The sequence below is a fragment of the Pseudoalteromonas sp. AWM4_233 genome (genome assembly GCF_056158285.1).
In genome coordinates, this window is record NZ_JBSWSZ010000001.1 from 3,367,282 (window position 1) to 3,390,421 (window position 23,140).

The window sequence follows — 23,140 nt, forward strand, 5'->3', positions numbered from 1 at the left end:
ATTTAAACAGGTTATTATTTATGAACAAAAAATACTAATCGAATTTTGTTCAAGCTATACTAGCAGCCTCTACCCACAATTGGGAGTCTAACTAGGGAATATTACGTGACTTTATTAAAAAGATTTTTACAGTTTATTATCGTCTGCGGGTTTTTAGGCGTACTCACGTTACTAGCACTATATTACTACGTAAAATCAGATATCCCTAGTGTTGAGGTACTTAAAGAAGTTCAACTTCAAACACCTATGCAAGTTTTTACTAAAGATGGAAAATTAATCAACCAATTTGGTGAAAAGCGCCGTATTCCCGTTAAGATTGACGACGTTCCTAAACCTTTACTCAATGCATTTTTAGCAACAGAAGATAATCGTTTTTATGAGCATTTTGGTATAGATCCTATCGGGATCGTACGTTCGGCTATTGTATTGATCAGTACAGGCCAAAAGAAACAAGGTGCCAGTACCATCACCATGCAGTTGGCAAGAAATTTCTTTTTAACCCGCGAAAAAGCTTACATTCGTAAGGTAAAAGAAATTTTCATTGCGCTACATATAGAACAATTATTGTCAAAAGATGAAATCTTAGAACTGTATTTAAATAAGATTGAATTAGGCCACCGTTCGTTTGGCATTGGTGCCGCAGCACAGGTTTATTATGGTAAAGAGTTACACGAGCTCACATTAGCGCAGATGGCCATGATCGCTGGCTTACCAAAGGCACCTTCAGCGCTAAACCCTATCAGTAACCCGACTCGCGCCAAATCTCGCAGGAATGTGGTTTTAGGTCGAATGCTGACAGAAAAGTACATCACTCGCAGTGAATATAATGAGGCAACACAAGCCCCTATTACTGCAAAGCGACACGGTGCAGAAATAGAGCTTTATGCACCTTATATTTCTGAAATGGTCCGTGCATATATGGTAGAGCGCTATGGTGCTGACAAAGCCTATAACACTGGCTTTAGAGTTTATACGAGTGTTGAATCTGAAATTCAACTTGCCGCACAACAAGCACTCATTAACAACCTGCATGATTACGACATGCGTCACGGCTATCGCGGGCCTGAATCTGTGCTATGGCAACACGAAATAGAGCCTATTCCTGCTCGTACAGAACTACTTAAAACACTCAATGACGTTAATGAAATTGACCCACTCGTTGCCGGTATAGTCACGCATGTTTACGAGCAGAGCGCTGAGGTGCTATTAAAGTCAGGTCAATCTGTAGTCATTGAGTGGGATGGTCTGAAGTGGGCACGCGCATACATCAACGAAAAACGACAAGGTAATGCCCCTAAAGCAGCGGACGATGTACTTTCGCCTGGTATGCAGATTTGGTTACGAGAAAATAATGGCTGGCAATTAAGTCAGTATCCACAACCATCGAGTGCCATTGTATCTTTAGATCCAAAAGATGGCCGGATCAAAGCCTTAGTCGGTGGTTATAGTTTCGCACAAAGCCAATATAACCGTGCAGTGCAAGCGAAACGTCAGGTTGGTTCAAACATTAAACCTTTTATCTATTCAGCGGCATTAGAAGACGGTTACACGCTTGCTTCAATTATTAATGACGCACCTATCAATCACTGGGATAAAAGCTTAGGGGTTGCATGGCGACCTAAAAATAGTCCTGAAGTTTATAGTGGCCCGATTCGAATTCGTCGCGCATTAGCGCAATCAAAAAACGTCGTCTCAGTTAGATTACTAAGAGGCGTTGGTTTACAGCGCTCTGCCAATCATTTACTTAAATTTGGCTTTGCTGATGAAGACATTAACCGCAGTGAATCTTTAGCATTAGGTAGTGCGGCCATTACACCACTAGAAATGGCTCGTGGCATGAGTACCTTTGCCAATGGCGGTCACCTAATTGAACCTTATTTTATCAGTGAGATAACAGATGCCTATGGTAATTCACTGGGTAAAGCTCAGCCATTAATCGCATGTGATGAAGAGCTGCGCCTCGAAAATGCCATGCAATGTGCACCACAAATTATCAGTGAACAAAATGCTTTTCTTGTCTCAAGTGCATTACATAGCGCGATTTGGGGTGGCGGTAGCTGGAAACACAAAACAGGATGGGTTGGTACAGGTTGGCGAGCGCAAACTTTAAAACGCAGAGACTTATCAGGTAAGACTGGTACCACCAATAACTCAGTGGATACTTGGTTCACGGGCTACAATCGAAATGTATTAACCACAGTGTGGGTGGGCTTTGACGATGCAAGCAAATCTCTTGGTCGCGCAGCCTACAACAATAATCTAGGTAAAGGCCAAGCAGTTGGTGCTGAAGCAGGCGCAATTACCGCACAGCCAGCTTGGGTGCGCTTTATGAAAACAACACTACAAAATGAACCGCTTGCACCGATTGACCCGGCACCTGGCTTAACTTCTGTTAGAGTTGATTTAAAAACTGGCTTATTAAGTTCAAAAAACGATCACACTAGCCGTTTCGAATACTTTGAGTCTGACACTGTACCGACTAAATATGTGCAGCAAGATAAGTCAAAAACCCCATTCTCTTCTGACTCTTTGCCTGAACAAGATGAGCTATTTTAATTAATATGAAGAATAGCCTTAACAAAAAAGCGAAGTGCTAAAAACACTTCGCTTTTTCAGTTCTAAATTATCAGCTATTCACTACTTAAGATTCTGACATAACCAGAATAAGTCTGAGTGAATACCTGCTGCAGTCACTTCTTTACCAGCGCCAGGGCCCTGGATAACCAGTGGGTTTGCATCATACCATAGGGTTTTCACTACAAAGATATTATCGCCTGGTGTTAAGTTGGCAATCGCAGAACCTTGCTCAGCAAACGCAATACCCACTTTTGCGTCAACCTTGCCATCTTCAGCGATACTTAATAAACCGGTATAACGCAGCTCGCAATCATTGTCTTTCGCCTGTGCAAACTTAGTCTCATAAAACGCGTCTAGCTCGTTTTTCTTGGCAAGAAAGTCTTGCCAGCTACCAGTTGCTAAATGCTCTGGCATTAAAGGCTCCAGACCAATATCATCCACATCGAGAGAAAGACCAAGCTCTCGAGCGAGAATTAACAACTTACGCTGCATGTCTCGTCCCGATAAGTCTTCGCGAGGATCTGGCTCTGTATAGCCCATAGCCTGTGCTTCTAGTACTAAATCTGAGAAAGCTTTGCTGCCATCATACTCACTGCACAACCAAGACAAAGTACCCGAAAACACACCTTCAACTTGGGTGATTTTATCACCGCTATTTTGCAGGTCGGCTAATGCAAAGTTAACCGGTAAGCCCGCGCCAACACTGGTGTTATAACGCCATAGTAAATTGCGTTCTTCAAGTTGCTGACGCAAAGATAAATACCAGTCTTGTTTCGCTGTACCAGCATATTTATTGGCACTGATAAGGTGACAATCACGCTTCACGAATTCTGGGTATAACAAGCTAAAAGACTCACTCGCAGTGATATCAATCACCACTTTATGTTCATAATCTAGCTCTTCAATACGCTCTAGCACTTCACTTTGCTCGTATACTTGCGCTTCATTTTGCCACTGAGTTTGCCAGTTATCTAAATTCAAACCACTGGCTGCAAATAGCATTTGCTGCGAACGTAATAAACCAACGACTTTTAAATCAAATTGCGATTGTAAACGAGCAACCTGAGTTTGACACTGCTCAAGGAAAACCTCACCGACATTACCTAGACCCGCTATGATAACCGCCAGCTCTCGACCTTTGTTCACTAGTTTGTCATGTAATATCGCCAAAACATCGCTGTCAATCGCTTGGTCAGTCAAGAACAGTGCATAATCTTCATCACTATGTGCAAATCTGAGTACCACGTCTTGCTCTGCCAACACTGATTTAGCCTGCAGTTCTAATGCTGAGATATCGGATTTTGGTGCAACCAGTGCAAAGCCTTGTAAGTGGCTTTCAACCAAGGTGAGACGGCCAGCAAAATATTGGCTTACTTGATGTGTGAAAGCACCTGGTAGTAATAAAAACTCTTCGCCATTTTGTACAAAGTGATGAATGCTATGCTGGATAAGCTGACTCACTTCACGCACTTCATTAACACCTAAACGGTCAACACGCACAAGCTCTAAATTATCAAATGACGTAATAAAACGTTTCGCCTTACTGTAACCCGCTTTAACGATTTCAGTACCTGGTGCTTCAGGGTCAAAACTGCTACGAACCTGTAACTTGATGCTGGTATTTTTCAAAGGAGATAAAGTTTTAGCATGCAATACAGGATTACCTAAACGCGCTAGTAAATTTGCTTGTTCACGACACACTTTAGGGTATTTAATTGCATTGCTGACTTTACGCGGGTCGGTGCTGAATACACCTTGCGTATCTGTCCAGATAGAGACTGCTTCTGCATCGCTATAATTTGCTAACAATGTTGCGCTGTAGTCGCTGCCATTGCGTCCCAACGTCACAGTATTGCCTTGGTCGTCAGCGGCAATAAAACCTGTGACCACAAAGATGTGATCGTTATCTAAGGTCGCTAAGCACGCTTGCTTATTTTGTTGATGCACTAACTGACCGTTATGCACAGTAAATAACGTTCTGGCATCAATCGCTTGGGCTTGTAAACCGGACTCTGATAAATAGTTTGCTAGAATGCGCGCAGACCATAATTCACCGTGTGCTAATAGCTCAGCTTCATTTAGAGTTTTACTGTTCGCAGCTTGGGTGATCACTTGTAATTCAGTTAACAGTGTATCGGCCAATTCACGCTGCTTTACCCCCTGGAATAGTGCGTTAATCAGTTCGACTTGATGGTTCTCAACCTGTAATAGAATATCGTTAAAACTTTGATGCTCTTGTTGCTGATAACTCTGCCATAGTTTAACTAGGGTATTGGTTGTTTTACCTGCTGCAGAAACCACAACACAATCGCCCAACTGACACTGGCCAACCACGATCTGTGCGACAGCCTGATAACGCGAGGCCGAGCTTAAGCTCGACCCACCAAATTTATGTACTACTCTTGTCATTTTCTTTTACCAAAGTGCTGGATGGGCAGGTGTTAATTTACAGGCTTTGTTATCAGCAGGCGCAGGCGCTTTACCTGGCTGTGTTTTAGCAAAAGCCGCTTCGAGGTCTGCAAGTAGATCTACTACTTCCTCAATACCGACAGAAATACGAATCAAAGTATCGCCTACACCCGCTTCTAAACGTGCTTTAGGTTCCATGCCTGCATGTGTCATGGTTGCAGGGTGACAAATTAAACTCTCAACACCACCTAAAGACTCAGCCAACGAGAACTCTTTCACTGTTGTTAAGAATGCCGCAGCATCTTCAAGACCACCTGCGATATCAAAACTCACCATACCACCAAACCCTAACTGCTGTTTTTTCGCCAGTTCGTGTTGTGGATGTGATTCAAGACCTGGGTAATACACTTTGCGAACGTACTCAGACTGTTCTAAGTACTTGGCGATAGCTAAGGCATTTTCTTCGTGCTGCTTAAGACGCACTTTAAGAGTTCTTAAACCACGTAATGTCAGATAGCTATCGAATGGTGCACCAGTAATACCAATATTATTTGCCCACCAAGCCAGCTCTTCGCCTAACGCTTGGGTTTTCGCAATCACGGCCCCGCCAACAACATCAGAATGGCCGTTAATGTATTTCGTGGTCGAATGCACCACAATATCAACACCAAACGAAATTGGGTTTTGTAGCGCAGGAGATAAAAACGTATTGTCAGCCCCAACTAATGCGCCCACTGCATGGGCTGCATTCACAACCGCCTCTATGTCTGTAAGACGAAGAATTGGGTTACTCGGTGTTTCAATCCAAACCAGTTTAGGTTTGATCTCTGCAATTTGTGCAAGGCTGTCAGCGCGAGTTAAATCTAAAACTTTTAGTTTTAACAAGCCACGCTTTTCAAGTGATGTGAATAAACGATAACTACCACCATAACAATCATGTGGAATAACTAAGGTATCGTCGTGATTTAAAAGTTGTGTTACTAGGTGGACAGCTGCCATACCGGTCGCTGTGATGATGCCTTTTTCTCCACCCTCAAGCTGCGCTAATGCTTCAGCTAGAATATCGCGATTTGGGTTACCGCTACGGCCGTAATCGTAATCACGCTTAGTATCGAAGTCAGCGAACGAATACGTTGTTGAAAGGTAAAGAGGAGGCACAACCGCACCATGATGTTTATCGGCTTCGATACCATGTCTGACTGCGACTGTTGATTTATTGCGTTGGCTCATATCACCACCTAGTATATGGATGTTTAGACGTCTAAAAGGTTAGATGATCAAATTAGAGAAGTCAAAACATTTATACTGCTAAATGGCTATTTAACTAGAATTTGACTATCTTTTTTAAACCGATAAAATTTCGCCACCTCGTTAACTAATATTGTTAATAAGACTGGGTTTTTGACCATAAATCGGTACATTAACCTTAGTTTGAGTTGGGCGTTAGTCAAACTAGGTCAATTAAAGCCGTCGCAAACGAGCGTAGTCTTATTGGCAGTAATTACTCTAAAGGCATCAGAAAAAATATTATGGCTAAATGGAATGGTGAATATATTCACCCTTATGCAGAGCATGGCAAAAAATCAGAGCAAGTGAAGAAGATCACCGTATCTATTCCTTTAAATGTGTTAAAAGTACTGACTGATGAGCGTACCCGCCGTCAAGTGAACAACTTGCGCCATGCAACAAACAGCGAGTTACTGTGTGAAGCATTTCTGCATGCCTTTACGGGCCAACCGTTGCCGAGCGACGAGGACTTACGTAAAGACAATCCGGAGAAGATCCCTGTTGAAGTGCGTAACATTATGAAAGAGATGGGCTTAGAGATCCCTGAGATTAACGAAGAAGGTTAATCAGCTTTTTTGTTATTACAAAGAAAACATAAAAAAACCTCGCCATTGCGAGGTTTTTTTTAATTTAATCTTGCCTAAGATTCAAATTGTGCCATGTAGTTTTCTGGTAAATCGATTTGTGCAACGCCAGAATCAATCGCAGCTTGTGCTACAGCTTTAGCAATGCGAGGCAATAAACGCGGATCCATTGGCTTAGGAATAATATACTCAGCGCCAAATTCTAACGACTCAACATCGGCCGCTTTAAGCACTTGCTCAGGCACTGGCTCTTTCGCAATACCACGAATGGCTTCTACCGCTGCGATCTTCATTTCATCGTTAATCGCTGTTGCACGCACATCAAGTGCACCACGGAAGATAAACGGGAAACATAAAACATTGTTCACTTGGTTAGGATAATCTGAACGACCTGTCGCCATAATTAAATCGTTACGTGCACCATGTGCAACTTCTGGATTAATTTCAGGGTCAGGATTTGAGCAGGCGAATACTACTGGCTTGTCTGCCATAAGCTTTAGGTCTTCTGGAGAAAGTAAGTCAGGGCCAGATACACCCACAAACACATCTGCTTCTGCAATAACGTCTTGAAGCGTACGCTTATCAGTGTTGTTAGCAAAAAGCTTTTTATATTCGTTTAAGTCATCACGACGCGTATGGATAACGCCTTTACGGTCTAGCATGTAAATGTGCTCACGCTGTGCACCACATTTAATCAGCAGTTCCATACATGCGATTGCTGCAGCACCTGCACCTAAACATACAATGATAGCGTCATGAATGTCTTTGCCTTGTACTTCCAATGCATTCAACATACCCGCAGCAGTTACAATCGCTGTACCATGCTGGTCGTCGTGGAATACAGGAATATCACAACGTTCTATGAGCGCTTTTTCAATCTCAAAACACTCTGGTGCTTTAATATCTTCAAGGTTGATACCACCAAAAGTGTCTGCAATATTCGCAACCGTGTTAATAAAGTCTTCTGTAGTGCGGTGCTTTACTTCAATGTCGATTGAATCTAAGCCTGCAAAACGTTTGAATAGTAGCGCTTTACCTTCCATAACTGGTTTAGAAGCAAGTGGGCCTAAGTTACCTAAACCTAAAATTGCAGTGCCATTACTGATCACCGCAACCATATTGCCTTTACCTGTATATCGGTAAGCATTAGCAGGATCTGCAGCAATTTCTCGAACCGGCTCAGCCACACCTGGGCTGTAGGCCAACGCAAGATCTTTAACTGTTTCGGCTGGTTTAGTTAATTCAACACTGATTTTACCTGGAACGGGATGAGCGTGGTAATGTAAAGCTTGTTCACGAAAGTCTGACATGACGCGATTTTTTCCTGCAAAGAAGTTAAAAGTGAGAGTGAAATAATTCGCAATAACTAAAAGATACTCGCTTTCTAGATATATTCAAGCAATTTCAGGTCTATCCACTTTTTAGCGAAATTTATCTGCAAGATGCCGTAATTTTGCAGATTTTATGAAACATTCTTTTAGCTTTTTTGACATTTTACTGACCTAAAAAAGGGTCAATACGTTTAATAAACCAGCAATTTATACGACTAAAAATGTCACCATACCAAACATAGAAAGAAAACCCAACTTAGCTACATTTACTGCATTTTAGACTCTTTTAAACACATTTAGACAACTTTAAATCTCAATCAAAACCAATTTAAGCAGCCGTACCTTTGAGAAAGCTAAAGTCAATCTCAATAAAAAGTGCAAAGTTATGCATTTAGTTTTTACGCCATTTTCTACGGCTGTGCTATGAAAAGGGTTTGATGTATCAGAAATAATTTTGCAGAAGAACGATCAGATAAGCAATGCTAAGCCAGCTGGAAATAATGAATATTCAGAGGATTAATGAGGTTCAGGCATAAAAAAAGCACCCAAAAGGGTGCCTTTCTCAAACAAGCGATGCTTATTTCTTGCTGCTAAGAGCACCGAAACGCTTGTTGAAGCGATCAACACGACCACCTGTATCAAGGATCTTCTGCTTACCAGTGTAGAACGGGTGACATGCAGAACATACGTCTAGGTGAATGTCTTTACATAGTGTTGAACGAGTTTCGAATTTGTTACCACATGAACAAGTTGCTGTGATTGACTCGTACTTAGGGTGGATACCTTCTTTCATAGTAAACCTCTAGGTTAGGCCGTATCGCTCTCCAAACCCGAAGTTTGGCACCATACGTAGTTATATTCAAATTAGTGGACGCGTATTTTATTGAAGTAGCCAAAGATCTACAAGCAAAAATTGCACAAAAAGTAAATAAATCCCGCGTTCATTACACCTAATCCAATGAACAGCAATTTACCGAGCGTTTTTCACTGGGATTTCAAGGTCTGCTTTAGTACATTATAACCATCTACTGTCATGTTCGAACATTCATGCTATTTGTTGAAGTTGCCCTAAAAGTCCCACTACATAAAACCTTTGATTATAAAATCGCCCCGAATATTACAGTTCAAAAAGGCTGTCGTGTATGGGTGACTTTTGCCAATAGAAAATTGGTCGCCATGGTCGTTGACATCAAGACTCAGTCAGATGTGCCCGAAAATAAAATCAAAGCCATTACCTCTGTCATTGATGAGCTCCCGATTATCAATAATGCTTATCTGACCTTTTTGAAATTTACAGCACGTTATTATTGCCACTCGCTAGGCGAAACAATTTTTACTGCGCTACCAGCATCTTTGCGTCAAGGTGAACACCCAGATAAAACCCTAGTGCCCGATTACACTCTCACTGAGGAAGGAAAAGCATCTCCCAAGCTTCGCGCAAAAAAACAATTAGCACTGATTGAGCATTTAAAAGGCTCGGGCGTCACGAGCCTCACTGAGTTAAAAGCATTAGGATTTACAACACAACAAATTAAACCGCTCAAAGAGAAAGGCTTAATAACAGAAGCCATTAGCCACTGTGAAGCTTGGTCGTCAAACACACTTGAGATTGCAAGCAAACCGCGTCTAAATGAAGAGCAAGCTGCCATTTGTGCCGCTGTGAATCAACAAGTAGGGTATCGCACTTTCTTAATTGAAGGGGTCACGGGTAGTGGTAAAACTGAAGTTTACTTACAATGTCTAGAGAAGGTACTTAATGCCGGTAAACAAGCACTGGTTTTAGTACCAGAAATTGGCCTGACGCCACAAACCGTCAATCGCTTCAGGCGCCGCTTCCCAGATACTCCCATTGATTTATGGCATTCAAATTTAACTGATAATGAGCGCTTACACACTTGGCGGCGCGCTGAGCAAGGTAGTAGCGCGCTAGTTATCGCAACTCGTTCAGGGATTTTCTTACCTTTTAAAAGCCTAGGCATGGTCGTGGTAGATGAAGAGCATGACGGATCTTTTAAGCAACAAGATGGACTGCGTTATCATGCTCGAGACTTGGCCGTTTACCGCTGTGCGACACAACAAATACCACTTTTATTAGGCACTGCAACCCCCGCACTCGAAACCCTACACAATGCACTCAGTGACAAATACCAATTAGTGTCGCTGACTAAGCGTGCACAAACCAAAGTTGATAACGCCTACTTGTTGGTTGATATGAAAGGCCAGCCGCATCAAAATGGTTTTGCACCAACCACTTTACAGCATATTGAACGTACGCTTGCACGTGGCAAGCAAGTGATGGTGTTTTTAAACCGACGGGGTTATGCACCTACTTTAATGTGTCATGAGTGTGGCTGGCTCAGCGAATGTCACCGCTGTAGTGCCAGTGCCACCTACCATAAAGGCATGTCTCGTTTAGTCTGCCATCACTGTGGTGAGCAAAGCTATGTGCCACCCCAATGTGTTGACTGTGGCAGTACCAATATTTTGCCCGTGGGTTTGGGCACTGAACAGGTTGAACAGTTTTTAGAAGCACAGTTTCCCGACACACCAATGAGCCGTATAGATCGAGATTCAACCCGCCGTAAAGGCGCACTCGAAGAAGCCCTCAATGAAATTAATGAAGGTGGCGCACGTATTCTGGTTGGCACTCAAATGCTGGCGAAAGGTCACCATTTTGCCGATGTCAGCCTAGTGGTTATCTTAGATGTCGACAGTGGTTTATATAGTAGTGACTTTAGAGCCACGGAACATATGGCTCAGTTAATCACTCAAGTTGCTGGACGCGCTGGGCGCAGTGGCGAACCCGGCACGGTATTATTACAAACTCATTATTGCGAACACCCGCTATTACAAGATCTAGTTAATAATGGCTACGGCGACTTTGCCCGTTATGCACTCAAAGAGCGTGAAGAAGTTGCATTACCACCATTTTCTTTCTTAGCTTTAATACGCGCCGAAGCTAACAATGCCAAATTAGTCATCGACTTTTTATCGGATCTGGTTCCTGCAAGCCCATTCTCTGGTATACAATTGCTCGGACCAATTCCCGCGCCGATGGAGCGTGTGGCAGGAAAATATCGATATCAATTACATATTCAAGCGCAGGACCGTGCAATTCTACATAGTTACTTAACTCAGTTATTAACCTATGTAGATAAGCATCCATTAGCAAACCGACTGCGCTGGAGTATAGACATAGATCCTATGGATACTTATTAAGTAACTTATGGCACAACACGACTTTATAAATAAAAAGCCCAAAGGCAGAAACACCAAAAAACCGGCACCTAGCCCAAAACCCGTCTCAAAATTGCTTATCTTGCTGGCCTTACTGCTCGTTGGCGGTTTTGCATATGGTCTTTGGTATATCACACAAAATGCCGACCCTAAAAAAGTAGAAGAAGCCGCCAAACCAGTTGCTAAAAAAGAGCAACCTCTAGAGAAGCCAAAACCTAGAGATCCTGATTTTATTCAAGAGATTAAAGACGCAGAAATCAAAGTTGAAATTAAAGAAATCAAAAAACGCGGACCATACCAGATGCAATGCGGTTCATTTAGAAAACACGAAGACGCAGAGAGCATGAAAGCACAAATTGCGTTTGTTGGCCTAGTGGCTGAAATCCGCAGAACCGAAGGATCAAATGGTGTCTGGTTTAGAGTTCGCTTAGGTCCTTATGAAAGTAAGCGACAAGCAGAAAGCGATAAAAATAAGCTCAAGCGTATCAACATAGTAAGCTGTGGAATTTGGGGCTGGACTTGATTTCTCATTAATAGCCCATATACCTACAGCAATCTAAGATATTTAAGTAAGACAAGTGTGAGTTAACGCACAGTAAGGAATTTTATGACTACTATCGTAAGCGTGCGTCGTGACGACAAAGTTGTTATCGGCGGCGACGGTCAAGTGTCACTTGGCAATACAGTAATGAAAGGTAATGCCAAAAAAGTACGCCGTCTTTATAACGGTAAAGTATTAGCGGGTTTTGCCGGTGGTACTGCAGATGCATTTACGTTATTTGAGCGCTTTGAAAGCAAACTAGAAATGCATCAAGGCCATTTAACCAAAGCGGCAGTTGAAATGGCGAAAGATTGGCGTAGTGATCGCGCTCTTCGTAAACTAGAAGCCTTGCTGGCAGTGGCTGATGAAACTGCTTCATTGATCATCACAGGTAACGGTGACGTAGTGCAACCAGAGCATGACCTAATCGCCATTGGTAGTGGTGGTAACTTTGCACAATCTGCTGCAACTGCACTATTAGAGAATACAGATCTAAGTGCACGTGAAATCGTAGAAAAAAGCCTGAAAATTGCTGGCGATATTTGCGTATTCACTAATAATTTCCAAACCATCGAAGAACTATAGAGGATTGCCATGACTGCGATGACCCCAAGAGAGATCGTGCACGAGTTAGATCAGCACATTATCGGTCAAGATAAAGCCAAAAAAGCCGTGGCAATTGCACTTCGTAATCGCTGGCGTCGTATGCAACTTGACGACGACTTACGCGCTGAAGTAACCCCAAAGAATATTCTAATGATCGGCCCAACAGGTGTCGGTAAAACTGAGATTGCACGCCGTCTAGCAAAACTTGCAAATGCACCTTTCCTGAAAGTTGAAGCAACTAAGTTCACAGAAGTAGGTTATGTAGGTAAAGAAGTTGAGACTATCATCCGTGATCTGGTTGATATCTCAATCAAGATGACGCGTGAGCAACAAGCTAAAAAACACCAACATCGCGCAGAAGAAGCCGCAGAAGAACGTATTCTTGATGCGCTACTTCCACCAGCAAAAGATGCATGGGGTGAGACTCAACCAGCCGAAAACAACAGTACTCGTCAGGTATTCCGTAAGAAATTGCGTGAAGGTCAGCTAGACGACAAAGAAATTGACATTGATGTTGCTGAAGTTGCACCTCAAGTTGAGATCATGGCACCACCAGGTATGGAAGAAATGACCAACCAACTACAAGGTCTATTCCAAAACATGGGTGGCGACAAGCGTAAAAACCGTAAGCTGAAAATCAAAGATGCTTTCAAGCTTCTTGTTGAAGAAGAAGCCGCTAAAATGGTGAATCAAGAAGAGCTTAAAGAACAAGCTATTTTTGCCGTAGAGCAAAACGGTATTGTGTTCATCGATGAAATTGACAAAATCTGTAAGCGCGGTGAAGCACAAGGTCCTGATGTGAGCCGTGAAGGTGTACAGCGTGATTTACTACCTCTAATTGAAGGCTCAACGGTCAGCACTAAACACGGTATGGTTAAAACTGACCATATTCTTTTCATTGCCTCTGGTGCGTTCCAAATGGCAAAGCCGTCTGACTTAATTCCTGAGTTACAAGGTCGCTTACCTATTCGTGTAGAACTTGAAGCTTTATCGGCAGCTGATTTCAAACGCATTCTTACCGAGCCTCATGCATCGCTTACTGAACAGCAACAAGCACTACTTGGCACCGAGCAAGTGACTGTCGAGTTCACTGATGATGCGCTCACTAAGATTGCAGAAGCTGCATGGCAAGTAAATGAGAAAACAGAAAACATCGGTGCACGTCGCCTTCATACTGTGATGGAAAAGCTGATGGAAGAAATCTCTTTTGATGCTTCTGAGAAGACAGGCACAACGCTTTCTATCGATGCAAGCTATGTTGAGCAGCATTTAGATATGCTGGTACAAGATGAAGACTTAAGCCGCTTTATTCTTTAAATTTAGTAAAGATTATGCGTTACTATTAAGCGGGGCCTGTGCCCCGCTTTTTTGTAAGATATAGATAAAATACTCATTGAGAACAGTCATGTATATTGTCAATAAACTTCACTATCATACCGTTTCCAAAGCGCTCGACATTCATTTCGATGATGAGCAAGTATTCACGTTAAGCTGTGAGTATTTAAGAACACACTCCCCTTCTGCTGAAGTACAAGGGCATGGTAATAAGTCTAAAGATCCTCTGAACTTGGTGTTAAATAAGCAAGAAGTAGCCATCAGAAAGCTTGAGCCTGTTGGACATTATGCTGTGAAACTTATTTTTGATGACGGCCATGACTCAGGGCTGTATAGCTGGCAATATTTACGAGCACTATCAGAAGAACAGACTGAACGTTGGCAGAGATACCAAGCGAGAGTTGAGGACTATCATGCCAATAAAGATCGTATTCCAATCAAGTTCACGCCCTAGCCTAGAGCGCTAAAACTTGAATATAAAAAAACGCAGCAAACGCTGCGTTTTTTAATTTTAGTAGCAAGCTAGTAGCGGTACTTGGCAACTGCCTCATGTAGAACTTTGGCTTGCTCTGAAACCTCTTCACTACTTTGGGCGTTACTCTGTGCATGCTCAGATGCAACTTGCGCAATATCTCGAATGCGAACAACGTTCTTATTCACCTCAGAAGCAACCTGGTTCTGTTCATCAATGGCAGTTGCGATGTGCGTACTCATTTCCATAATGGTTTGCACATCTGCTGTAATCGAGCTTAATAACTCACCTGCCTTCTCGGCCTGAGAAACACTCTCACTACCTTGAGAGCGACATTGTTGCATGATACTGACAACAGACTGTGTGCGCTCTTGTAGAGTAGAAATGATACTCTCAATTTCTTGTGTCGAATCCTGCGTACGCTGTGCTAAAGAGCGAACTTCATCAGCAACAACAGCAAAGCCTCGACCTTGCTCACCTGCACGTGCAGCTTCAATTGCCGCATTCAAAGCAAGTAAATTTGTCTGCTCTGCAATACCACGGATGACATCTAAAACCGAGCCAATTGTTTCTGCATCACGCTCAAGTTGCGAAACAACGTCTGATGCGCCACCTAATGAATCAGATAAGGCCATAATACGCTGAATTGTCGCATCGACTTCTACTCTACCTTGTTGCGCATTACCATTGGTTGACTCAGCTTTATTCGCTGCAGCTTCAGTATTATGTGAGATATCTTGAATCGTCGCTTGCATCTCAGTCGCTGCAGTCGCGACCATATCCGCCTCATGCAACTGCTCATGCATACCCGCACTGGTTTGTGCGGTGGTTTCACTTAAATGATGAGTTGCTTCATTAATCGTGCCTAAAGCAGTGTTTACTTCTGAGATTAAAATCTTGAAGTCATCTATCAAGCTATTAAAATCTTCTGTCATCGTGGTAATTTCATCATTACCTGTAGAGTCAATTTTTATTGCTAAATTATTTTCACGGCGAATGCGTTCAATGGTTTGATACACCCGCTCCACAGGCCCAATGATTGAACGACTGGTAGACAGTACCAAAATCATAACGATAATCGCTGCAACGACAAATATACCTATGGCAGCAGCTTGCGTTGCTTTAGCGTTATCTTCGATAGCTTGCTTAGTTTGCAATACGATATTTTCAACCGTTGCATCACCTTGCTTTACAATTTTAACCATCTCGCCTAATGCACCGCTATCAAGTGATACACCTAGTTCGACTTGTGCATCAACAAGGTTAGTAAACTTGTTCTTATATTCCAGAAGTAAAGGTGATAAACCGTAAGGCTGTAACTTAGGATAGAGTTGATCATAAGTTTTATTGAATTTACCCAGATATTTAGTATCTAAACGAAGCATAAAATCTTTTTCTGCACGTCTTAGTTGTAGCATCAAGCTTAGTAATTCGAAGTTGTTGTGTTGCTTTAACCCTGTTTCTACTTCATGCACAGCAGAACGTAACGCACCATATAATGCATCTTTAGGGTGTAAACCAATTTTCTTTTGCAGATCGACTACATTCTCAAACGTTTCTTTGTAAGATCGACTTAACCCTCGAAATTTTTCTAGTTCCCCTTGATCAATAGATAAATCATCCAGTAAAACATTTAATAGATCTATCTTTGTGATTAAGTGCTGATATTCTTTATCAAATTGACTAAGCGCTTCCGTGTCCTTATAGAATAGAAAATTCTTCTCAAACTTGCGCATGGATAACTCATGAATTTCAAGCTCTTCAGCGTACTGAATTGCTTCGTTGAGTTTAAGCATTGTGCGAGCTTCAAAGATAATCACCGCTAGCATTACCAGCATTGCGATACCAACAACTATCGCATTGAGCTGTAAACGCCTTTTGATGGTTAAATTTTCTAATAAGGCCATACTGTTACCTAAGGTTATAAAACATATGCTTAGTATAGACCAAGGCTGAAAATTAGGCTTTTAGATTTCACATAAAAACAATAAAAAAGTGCCAATATGCGCAATAATTAAACGGATTTTCTATTTGGAACTATCCAACTTTCAATGATTTCCAAACGAAATCATGCAATGCGCTGACATCATGCCATTGCTCTGCTTTAATCCACTCAACAAGGGCACACGGATCTGCTGAAAAATCCACCGATTTTTTAGGCGCGGTGTCCAAAAAATCTTCAACTGCATTGGCATTTAAATAATGCATCTGCTTTGCCCAACCAAGTTTAATTAACAAGCTTGCATCAATCACCTGTGTTAGTTCTTGCTCAAGTGGTTTAATTAATAGGCTTTTTCCCATATTCAGTGCTGCATTAAGTACTTCAAATTGCGCATGTGCAATCACGCCTTTACAACTTTTCATATCATGTAATAACTGCTCATGATCATCGGGCCGGTAATGAATATTGCCCACCGACCTCACCTCTGCTGCTGGGTGAAAACAATAAAATTCCGTATTTGGAAAACTTGTCAGCAATACCTCTATCGCCTCTAATTTTTCTGACGGCAAATAAACAACCACCTTATTTTTAATACAAGTCGTGTTATAGCTAGGCACGATAGGAGGCAAAATATTTTTCGCAAAAGGGATCCAGTGAAACCCGACACGGTAATCAGCAGGCACTAACCATTGCTGCCAAATTCTCGTTAGATTCGCCCCTTCAAAAGGCAGTTGATGATGGTTTACTGCCACATGATGCCCCAAAGCGAGTACAGGGATCCCTGAAAGCTTTGCCGACCAGGCGACAATCGACTCATTGTCAGTAATGACTAAGTCATAATTTGCGACTTTAAAATATGCTCGATGAGTAAAAATATCAGAAACTTTTTGTCTGAAGGTTTTCGTAAAGCGATTTGGTTTATGCCGCACCGAGCAACTCCCCACTTTAAGCGCTTCAATTTCGGCAATTATCTGCTTACTCATAAGGTTTGACAGACTATTACCGGATAGGATCACATCTGAGTTTACTTGATGCGCTTTGAAGCACTGAATCAACAAAAGTGTTTGCTGTAATTGTGCAAGATCGATGATTTTTGCTGCATATAACACTTTCAATGAATTCACCTTATTTGTTCCTTGTGGCAAGAACACCTGGGCGTTGTCAAAACTGGCATTTCTTACACAAAACTGTTGTCTACTGATTAAACTTTAGACTTTAAAAGTAACAGTTGGGTGAACTTTTTAAGACACTATTATGGAATTCAAAAGACTTTGATTGAACGCACAAAGTGCCTGCTTTTACAGCAATTTTGCCATTGCTATGAGCTTGCATCAGAGTATACTGGAGCAAACACACACTCTCTGGAGAACTCAATATGGACTACAGCACATCTGACTTATGCGATCATTTTGCAGATGCTATCGATGTACTTGAACCCATGTTCATTAACTTTGGTGGACACTCTGCATTTTGCGGTCGCATCGTCACAGTGAAATGCTTTGAAAACAACGAACTGATTCAAGAGATTTTAGAACAAGATGGTACTGGTAAAATTCTATTAATTGATGGTGGTGGCTCTTCGCGCCGAGCGCTGATTGATATCGAATTGGCTGAACTGGCTGTAGAGAATCATTGGCAAGGTATTGTTGTTTATGGTGCAGTAAGGCATGTTGATGAACTCGAAGAGTGTGAATTAGGTATACAAGCTATTGCGTCTATTCCAGTCGCAGCTGATAGCCAAGGTAGTGGCGAGCAAGGTGTCCCCGTCAACTTTGCAGGTGTTTCGTTTTATGAAGACGATTACCTATATGCTGACAGCACTGGGATTATCATTTCCGCCGAAGAGCTGGTACTTGAAGATGCGCTTGAAGAAGTCGAAGCATAATGAGTAACTGGTTAATTCGATATAGTGAAGCCGATACAAAGTGCTTTACTACCAGCAGAGCGAATGAAACTCGCTTTTGGCAATCAATCTCTTATTTAGATCAATCAGCCCCTTTAGAAAGTGCACTAAAAGATGCAGCTGAGTTTGGTATTAAATATGTTTTACTCGGCATTAACGAGGACATAGGCCCAAGAGCAAACTGTGGTCGCGGAGGCGCAACACAAGGTTGGCAAGCGTTTTTAAAACGCTTTTTAAACTTACCTAGTAATGAGTTCCTAGATCCCAAATCAGTATTGCTGTTAGGCGAAGTCAATTGTGATGATTTGCAATCACAAAGCAAAACATTGGATAACGCAAATGCCGAAGGTTTAGCACAATTAAGACGTTTATGTGGCGAATTAGATGAGCGAGTGACAGCCGTTTTAAAACCTGTTTTTGATGCAGGTTTAGAAGCGATTGTCATAGGTGGTGGCCACAATAATTGTTACCCAATTTTAAAAGCCTTAAGCACCAGTGAAGCTAAGCCATGTAATGCCATTAACTTTGACCCACATGCTGATTTTAGGGCCATTGAAGGTCGTCATAGTGGCAACGGTTTCCACTATGCATATCAAGACGGATACTTACATGATTACCATGTAGTTGGCATGCATGAGCAAAAAAATAACCAAACCATTATCAGCTCGCTGACTAATGCCGGGTTTACCTACACCACTTACCAAACCTTGCAAGTTATGCGCAGCCGTAGTTTAACTTCAGACTGCACACACAGTTTAGCCCGCTTTAAAATTGATAAACCTTTAGGTATTGAAGTTGATGTAGATGCCATTAGTGGCATGCCTGTTAGCGCTTTTACTAATTGTGGTTTTTCTGTCAGCGATGCAGAGCATTTTGTCTATCTGGGTGCAACGCACAGTGCTAGCCGTTATTTACATCTGTGTGAGGCAGCACCTTCGACACACCCGAATGGCTTAGAGCAAGGCATAACTGAAGCTGGGCAAGTATTAAGTGGCTTAGTCTGTAGTTACTTGTTGGGTAAACAGCAAGGGTAGCAATAGCTACCCTTTTAATGATCAACTAAATGATGGTGCTCAAGCTGATATTGCTTTATCCAGCTCAACATACCCACACTACTCAATGGCCTTTCGAAATAATATCCCTGAGCGGCAAAAGTATTTAAGCTTTGCGCAAAGTTAAGCTGCTCTTGGCTTTCAACGCCCTCACAAATAACCGCACAATCTAACTGATGCTGCATGTCTACCAGCCCTCTGACAATGCCTCTGAGTGCACCTTGGTGTTGATGATCTCGGGTAAGGGACTGCCCTACTTTGACATAATCAACGGTTAATTTCGGTAACTTAGCCAATACTAGTGGAGCCTCACCGAAGCCGTCTACACACAGACGAACACCAATACTGCGAAGACGTGCTATCATGGCCACGCCCTGTGCATCCAAAGACATAAACAGCGCAGATGGACACTCAATAATTAAGTCACCTGCTTCAAGATGGTGAGTCAACAGCACATCGTCTAAAAACTCAATAAATTCTTCATGCAGCATTTCTGGACCAAAAACATTGACGCTCAACGCCATTTTGATCCCTTCCATTTTCAGCGCCATCGCAATCTCCGCAGCTCGCTCTATCACGAACTGAGCAACAGGCAAGGCTAACCCTGCAATGCGAATATCATCAATGAACTTACCGGCAGCTAAAATCCCCTGCTTTGGATGCTGCCAACGCAGCAATAACTCTAAGAACTCAATACCATTATCGCTATGACGAATGACTGGTTGAAAATATAGCTCGAGCTGATCTCTAAAGTCGTGATGAGTAAGCTCAGCCAAACGTGCTTGCTGCTCTTGTTTCGCAGTTCGCATGCTATTTTGATATTCAGTCACGACCTTATTAGGCTCTGAATCGAGCGCTAAAAATGCACACGTGATGGCATTATCAAAATCACTGACTTTATCAGCGAAAGAGACATAACTGGCCTTGGCTTTTATTTCTATGGTGCAATGACCTACGTTAAACGGCTTTAACGTAGTTTGCACTATGGCACCTATAACTTGTTCATGAAGATGTTGTTGATGGGCTAAGGAGCATAAGAACACAAAGTTTAATCCTCCTAAGTGCGCAAGCTTAGCGCATTCATCCCCTTGTTCAATATTTACAATGTCCTCGTTTTGCAATTGCTGCTTAATTCGGTTCGCTGATTGCGCAAGTAATAAATCGCCGTACTCTCGACCTAAATGAAAATTCACCTGTTCAAACCCTTCGAGGCGGATCATCACTAATACCATAGGAGAAGCATCTTGCTCTGTGTGAGCATAATAAGCATCTCTCAACGCACTTCTAGGGGGTAAACCTAGAACATCTTGCTTTCTTATTTCGCCCTGCTCTGGTAAATCTGAGGCGCTATTATTACTTGGTTTTAAAGAGAACTCATAAAGCTGTGAAATATAAATCAAGAGTAAAGGCAGTAACGTTAACTGAATTGGCCAGTACCAAACTATCGCTCCCCCTAATAACAGTAAATATGCTGCTGCCGCGAGAAACGACATCAAAAGTAAAGGTTTTGAACCAAGTTTAAGTGCTAGGTAGAGGTGGCCGAATAACACCAGAGAGATTGCATACGTTGCCCACATATTGGGAAGCAATGCGGTGAAAGCCACCAGCATAGTAACAACATGAAGAGCGCGACTTGATTGCGAATGGGTAAGGATAATTAAAGCGATACTGCCCATTAACACTAACCCACCTAAAAACGCGGTTAGTAGTGCCAGCTCCCCCTGTTGCAATCCATTGAATACAGGAAAGCTGGTCAATGTACCTAGTAAGGTCATCACCAACTTTCACCTATAAATTAAATACTTCTTATTGGATCAGTTTACCTGAGATCCACAAATTTGATAGCTCATTTACACCAAATTGATAACTTAATTGCGCTGGAGTTGCAATATCCCATAGGGCTAAATCGGCTCGCATGCCCACTTTAAGCATGCCTCGATCTGCCAGTCCAAGTGCTTTCGCAGCATTTACCGTTACCCCTTGCAAAGTCTCTTCTGGTGTTAATCTAAATAGAGTACAGCCCATATTCAGCATCAAACGTAATGAACACAACGGTGCAGTGCCTGGGTTAAAGTCACTGGCGATAGCCATCGGGACTTTATATTGACGAAGTAACTCAATCGGTGGCATTTGTGTTTCTCTCAGGAAATAAAAAGCACCAGGTAATAACACCGCAACCGTACCTGCATCAGCCATCGCTTTTACACCTGCTTCATCGAGATACTCAATATGATCTGCCGACAGACCTTTAAACTCAGCAACTAATTCAGTACCGTGCTGATTTGATAATTGTTCAGCATGGCATTTTACTGGTAAGCCTAGTTGACGTGCTTTCTCAAATACCCGCTTTGTCTGCGCATAACTGAATCCAACATTTTCACAGAATACATCCACCGCATCTGCCAAATTAAGCTCAGCCACTTTTGGCAACATGACATCGCATACTAAATCGATATATGCATCTGAGTCATGTTTAAACTCAGGCGGTAATGCATGTGCGCCCAAAAATGTACTTTGAATATCAACAGGGTGGTTGTCATTTAAGACTTTATTCACTTCAAGTAATTTAATCTCAGTGTTTAAATCTAAGCCATACCCCGACTTACTCTCAACCGTCGTTACGCCTTCGCTCAATAAGCTATTTAAACGATTTTTACCTGCTACGAACAAGGTTTCTTCGTCTGCTTCTCGAGTGGCACGTACAGTACTAGCAATACCACCGCCTTGCTGAGCTATCTCTTGGTAAGAAACACCATTTAAACGCTGTTCAAACTCGCCGGCTCGGTTTCCTGCAAAAAGAATATGCGTATGACAATCAATTAGGCCTGGCGTTAACCACTGTCCTTTTGCGTTAATCACAGGTATCGCTAGAGCATCGAACTCAGGCAAGTCACTTTGCTTACCTATCCAAGCGATTTTATCGTCTTTGATTATTAACGCGCCTTGCTCTATTGCACCATATGGAGCATCTACATTGCTATCCATGGTTGCCAGATTAACATCGGTTATCACTAAATCTGCTTCAAACATCACAGCCTCATTTGAGTTTGTTTAATTGCCTATAAGCCTATCACGCAAACTTGTATATACAAGAAATCTGTGCCATTTTTAATGGCATATACTCTCTATTTAATTATCTAGTATGGCCAACGAACCTAAATTTGCATTGATAAAACAGCATATCACCGACCAAATTAGTGCTGGTATTTGGAAAGAAGACCAACGTGTTCCCTCTGAAAATGAACTTGCTGAGCGATTTAGTGTAAGCCGTATGACCGCCAGACGCGCTTTGAGTGAATTGACAGACAGTGGAGTATTAACGCGAAGTCAAGGTTTAGGTACATTTGTAGCCAGCCTCAAGTCACAGTCTTCTATGTTAGAGATTAAAAATATCGCCGATGAAGTAAAAGAGAGAAATGGTGAGTACAGTGCTGAGGTCGTCGCTCTAGAAGAAATCGCCGCCATGGCGCCTATCGCTATCGCACTCGGTGTTGATATAGACAGCAAAGTATATCGCAGCGTGATTGTTCACCACGAGAATGGCCAAGCTCTCCAAGCTGAAGAGCGTTTTGTAACCCCAGCACTTGCACCTGATTATCTGGCACAAGACTTTACTATCGTCACACCACATGAATACCTTTCGGCAGTGGCGCCGCTGACTGAAGCAAAACACACCATTGAAGCCATTATGCCAAGCCAAGATGTTTGTCAGTGGCTTGGTTTATATAACGAAGAGCCTTGCTTACAAATGATCAGAAGAACATGGAGTGCTAATGGTATTGTCAGCTTTACCCGGCTCATTTCTCCAGGCAGCAAATATCGTTTAGGCGGTCATCTCACCTTTAAGAAAAAAGTAAAATAACG

General features: G+C 42.3%; 18 protein-coding genes. 10 read left to right on the plus strand and 8 right to left on the minus strand.

The genetic code is table 11. From position 1 onward, the window contains the following. The first annotated feature begins 105 nt into the window (after window positions 1-105). Window positions 106-2,556 (plus strand): penicillin-binding protein 1A, encoded by a 2,451-nt coding sequence (locus ACXAC4_RS15335; protein ID WP_475163110.1) that lies wholly within the window; start codon window positions 106-108, stop codon window positions 2,554-2,556. An 81-nt stretch (window positions 2,557-2,637) separates the two neighbouring features. Here ACXAC4_RS15335 and metL read toward each other — a convergent pair whose 3' ends face one another. Together metL and metB are read right to left on the minus strand one after the other, a co-directional pair. After that, entirely contained in the window at window positions 2,638-4,986 is a 2,349-nt protein-coding gene (gene metL / locus ACXAC4_RS15340) for a bifunctional aspartate kinase/homoserine dehydrogenase II (protein ID WP_475163113.1), read from the minus strand. Window positions 4,987-4,992: 6 nt separating this feature from the next. Beyond that, window positions 4,993-6,216 (minus strand): cystathionine gamma-synthase, encoded by a 1,224-nt coding sequence (gene metB, locus ACXAC4_RS15345; protein ID WP_475163115.1) that lies wholly within the window; start codon window positions 6,214-6,216, stop codon window positions 4,993-4,995. 299 nt (window positions 6,217-6,515) lie between these two features. Between metB and metJ the strand changes: the two genes are divergently transcribed. Next, the gene (gene metJ, locus ACXAC4_RS15350) at window positions 6,516-6,839 is read left to right on the plus strand and encodes a met regulon transcriptional regulator MetJ (protein ID WP_058031143.1); all 324 of its coding nucleotides are present in this window, start codon (window positions 6,516-6,518) and stop codon (window positions 6,837-6,839) included. Between the two features lie 74 nt (window positions 6,840-6,913). On the opposite strand, the gene ACXAC4_RS15355 is transcribed toward metJ, so the two are convergent. Beyond that, the gene (locus ACXAC4_RS15355) at window positions 6,914-8,167 is read right to left on the minus strand and encodes a malic enzyme-like NAD(P)-binding protein (protein ID WP_058031144.1); all 1,254 of its coding nucleotides are present in this window, start codon (window positions 8,165-8,167) and stop codon (window positions 6,914-6,916) included. Window positions 8,168-8,765: 598 nt separating this feature from the next. Further along, a complete protein-coding gene (rpmE, locus tag ACXAC4_RS15360; protein ID WP_058031145.1) occupies window positions 8,766-8,981 on the minus strand; it encodes a 50S ribosomal protein L31 in 216 nt (71 codons plus the stop codon). Between the two features lie 254 nt (window positions 8,982-9,235). Here rpmE and priA point away from each other — a divergent pair, with 254 nt between their 5' ends. From priA to ACXAC4_RS15385, 5 genes are all read left to right on the plus strand, one after another. Continuing rightward, window positions 9,236-11,407, plus strand: a complete 2,172-nt coding sequence (gene priA, locus ACXAC4_RS15365) for a primosomal protein N' (RefSeq protein WP_475163118.1) — start codon at window positions 9,236-9,238, stop codon at window positions 11,405-11,407. A gap of 7 nt (window positions 11,408-11,414) precedes the next feature. After that, on the plus strand, window positions 11,415-11,948 hold the full coding sequence (locus tag ACXAC4_RS15370) for an SPOR domain-containing protein (protein WP_475163119.1): 534 nt from the start codon (window positions 11,415-11,417) through the stop codon (window positions 11,946-11,948). A gap of 84 nt (window positions 11,949-12,032) precedes the next feature. Continuing rightward, window positions 12,033-12,551: an ATP-dependent protease subunit HslV gene (gene hslV, locus ACXAC4_RS15375; protein ID WP_058031148.1), complete on the plus strand. Its 519-nt coding sequence runs from the start codon at window positions 12,033-12,035 to the stop codon at window positions 12,549-12,551. Window positions 12,552-12,560: 9 nt separating this feature from the next. Next, entirely contained in the window at window positions 12,561-13,889 is a 1,329-nt protein-coding gene (gene hslU, locus ACXAC4_RS15380; protein WP_475163122.1) for an HslU--HslV peptidase ATPase subunit, read from the plus strand. Window positions 13,890-13,977: 88 nt separating this feature from the next. Then, window positions 13,978-14,361: a gamma-butyrobetaine hydroxylase family protein gene (locus ACXAC4_RS15385; protein WP_475163124.1), complete on the plus strand. Its 384-nt coding sequence runs from the start codon at window positions 13,978-13,980 to the stop codon at window positions 14,359-14,361. A 68-nt stretch (window positions 14,362-14,429) separates the two neighbouring features. Here the strand turns inward: ACXAC4_RS15385 and ACXAC4_RS15390 are convergent, their stop codons facing one another. Continuing rightward, the gene (locus ACXAC4_RS15390; protein ID WP_475163125.1) at window positions 14,430-16,286 is read right to left on the minus strand and encodes a methyl-accepting chemotaxis protein; all 1,857 of its coding nucleotides are present in this window, start codon (window positions 16,284-16,286) and stop codon (window positions 14,430-14,432) included. Window positions 16,287-16,416: 130 nt separating this feature from the next. After that, a complete protein-coding gene (locus ACXAC4_RS15395; protein WP_475163127.1) occupies window positions 16,417-17,445 on the minus strand; it encodes a glycosyltransferase family protein in 1,029 nt (342 codons plus the stop codon). A gap of 251 nt (window positions 17,446-17,696) precedes the next feature. On the opposite strand from ACXAC4_RS15395, the gene rraA reads away from it, so the two are divergent. Next, window positions 17,697-18,206, plus strand: a complete 510-nt coding sequence (gene rraA / locus ACXAC4_RS15400) for a ribonuclease E activity regulator RraA (RefSeq protein WP_349285111.1) — start codon at window positions 17,697-17,699, stop codon at window positions 18,204-18,206. Further along, a complete protein-coding gene (locus ACXAC4_RS15405; RefSeq protein WP_475163131.1) occupies window positions 18,206-19,258 on the plus strand; it encodes a formimidoylglutamase in 1,053 nt (350 codons plus the stop codon). Before rraA ends, ACXAC4_RS15405 begins: the two co-directional genes overlap by 1 nt. 14 nt (window positions 19,259-19,272) lie before the next feature. On the opposite strand, the gene ACXAC4_RS15410 is transcribed toward ACXAC4_RS15405, so the two are convergent. After that, window positions 19,273-21,051 (minus strand): EAL domain-containing protein, encoded by a 1,779-nt coding sequence (locus ACXAC4_RS15410; RefSeq protein ID WP_475164167.1) that lies wholly within the window; start codon window positions 21,049-21,051, stop codon window positions 19,273-19,275. Between the two features lie 31 nt (window positions 21,052-21,082). After that, entirely contained in the window at window positions 21,083-22,306 is a 1,224-nt protein-coding gene (gene hutI, locus ACXAC4_RS15415; RefSeq protein ID WP_475163132.1) for an imidazolonepropionase, read from the minus strand. 112 nt (window positions 22,307-22,418) lie between these two features. Here hutI and hutC point away from each other — a divergent pair, with 112 nt between their 5' ends. Continuing rightward, window positions 22,419-23,138, plus strand: coding sequence for a histidine utilization repressor (hutC, locus tag ACXAC4_RS15420; protein WP_475163133.1), 720 nt, complete (start codon window positions 22,419-22,421; stop codon window positions 23,136-23,138). The last annotated feature ends 2 nt before the right edge of the window (window positions 23,139-23,140 follow it).

Bases quoted from the DNA above. Each gene is read 5' to 3' on its own strand.
- metL (WP_475163113.1), bottom strand. From the start codon at position 4,986: ATGACAAGAGTAGTACATAAATTTGGTGGGTCGAGCTTAAGCTCGGCC.
- metB (WP_475163115.1), bottom strand. From the start codon at position 6,216: ATGAGCCAACGCAATAAATCAACAGTCGCAGTCAGACATGGTATCGAA.
- metJ (WP_058031143.1), top strand. From the start codon at position 6,516: ATGGCTAAATGGAATGGTGAATATATTCACCCTTATGCAGAGCATGGC.
- ACXAC4_RS15355 (WP_058031144.1), bottom strand. From the start codon at position 8,167: ATGTCAGACTTTCGTGAACAAGCTTTACATTACCACGCTCATCCCGTT.
- rpmE (WP_058031145.1), bottom strand. From the start codon at position 8,981: ATGAAAGAAGGTATCCACCCTAAGTACGAGTCAATCACAGCAACTTGT.
- priA (WP_475163118.1), top strand. From the start codon at position 9,236: ATGCTATTTGTTGAAGTTGCCCTAAAAGTCCCACTACATAAAACCTTT.
- ACXAC4_RS15370 (WP_475163119.1), top strand. From the start codon at position 11,415: ATGGCACAACACGACTTTATAAATAAAAAGCCCAAAGGCAGAAACACC.
- hslV (WP_058031148.1), top strand. From the start codon at position 12,033: ATGACTACTATCGTAAGCGTGCGTCGTGACGACAAAGTTGTTATCGGC.
- hslU (WP_475163122.1), top strand. From the start codon at position 12,561: ATGACTGCGATGACCCCAAGAGAGATCGTGCACGAGTTAGATCAGCAC.
- ACXAC4_RS15385 (WP_475163124.1), top strand. From the start codon at position 13,978: ATGTATATTGTCAATAAACTTCACTATCATACCGTTTCCAAAGCGCTC.
- ACXAC4_RS15390 (WP_475163125.1), bottom strand. From the start codon at position 16,286: ATGGCCTTATTAGAAAATTTAACCATCAAAAGGCGTTTACAGCTCAAT.
- rraA (WP_349285111.1), top strand. From the start codon at position 17,697: ATGGACTACAGCACATCTGACTTATGCGATCATTTTGCAGATGCTATC.
- ACXAC4_RS15405 (WP_475163131.1), top strand. From the start codon at position 18,206: ATGAGTAACTGGTTAATTCGATATAGTGAAGCCGATACAAAGTGCTTT.
- ACXAC4_RS15410 (WP_475164167.1), bottom strand. From the start codon at position 21,051: ATGACCTTACTAGGTACATTGACCAGCTTTCCTGTATTCAATGGATTG.
- hutI (WP_475163132.1), bottom strand. From the start codon at position 22,306: ATGTTTGAAGCAGATTTAGTGATAACCGATGTTAATCTGGCAACCATG.
- hutC (WP_475163133.1), top strand. From the start codon at position 22,419: ATGGCCAACGAACCTAAATTTGCATTGATAAAACAGCATATCACCGAC.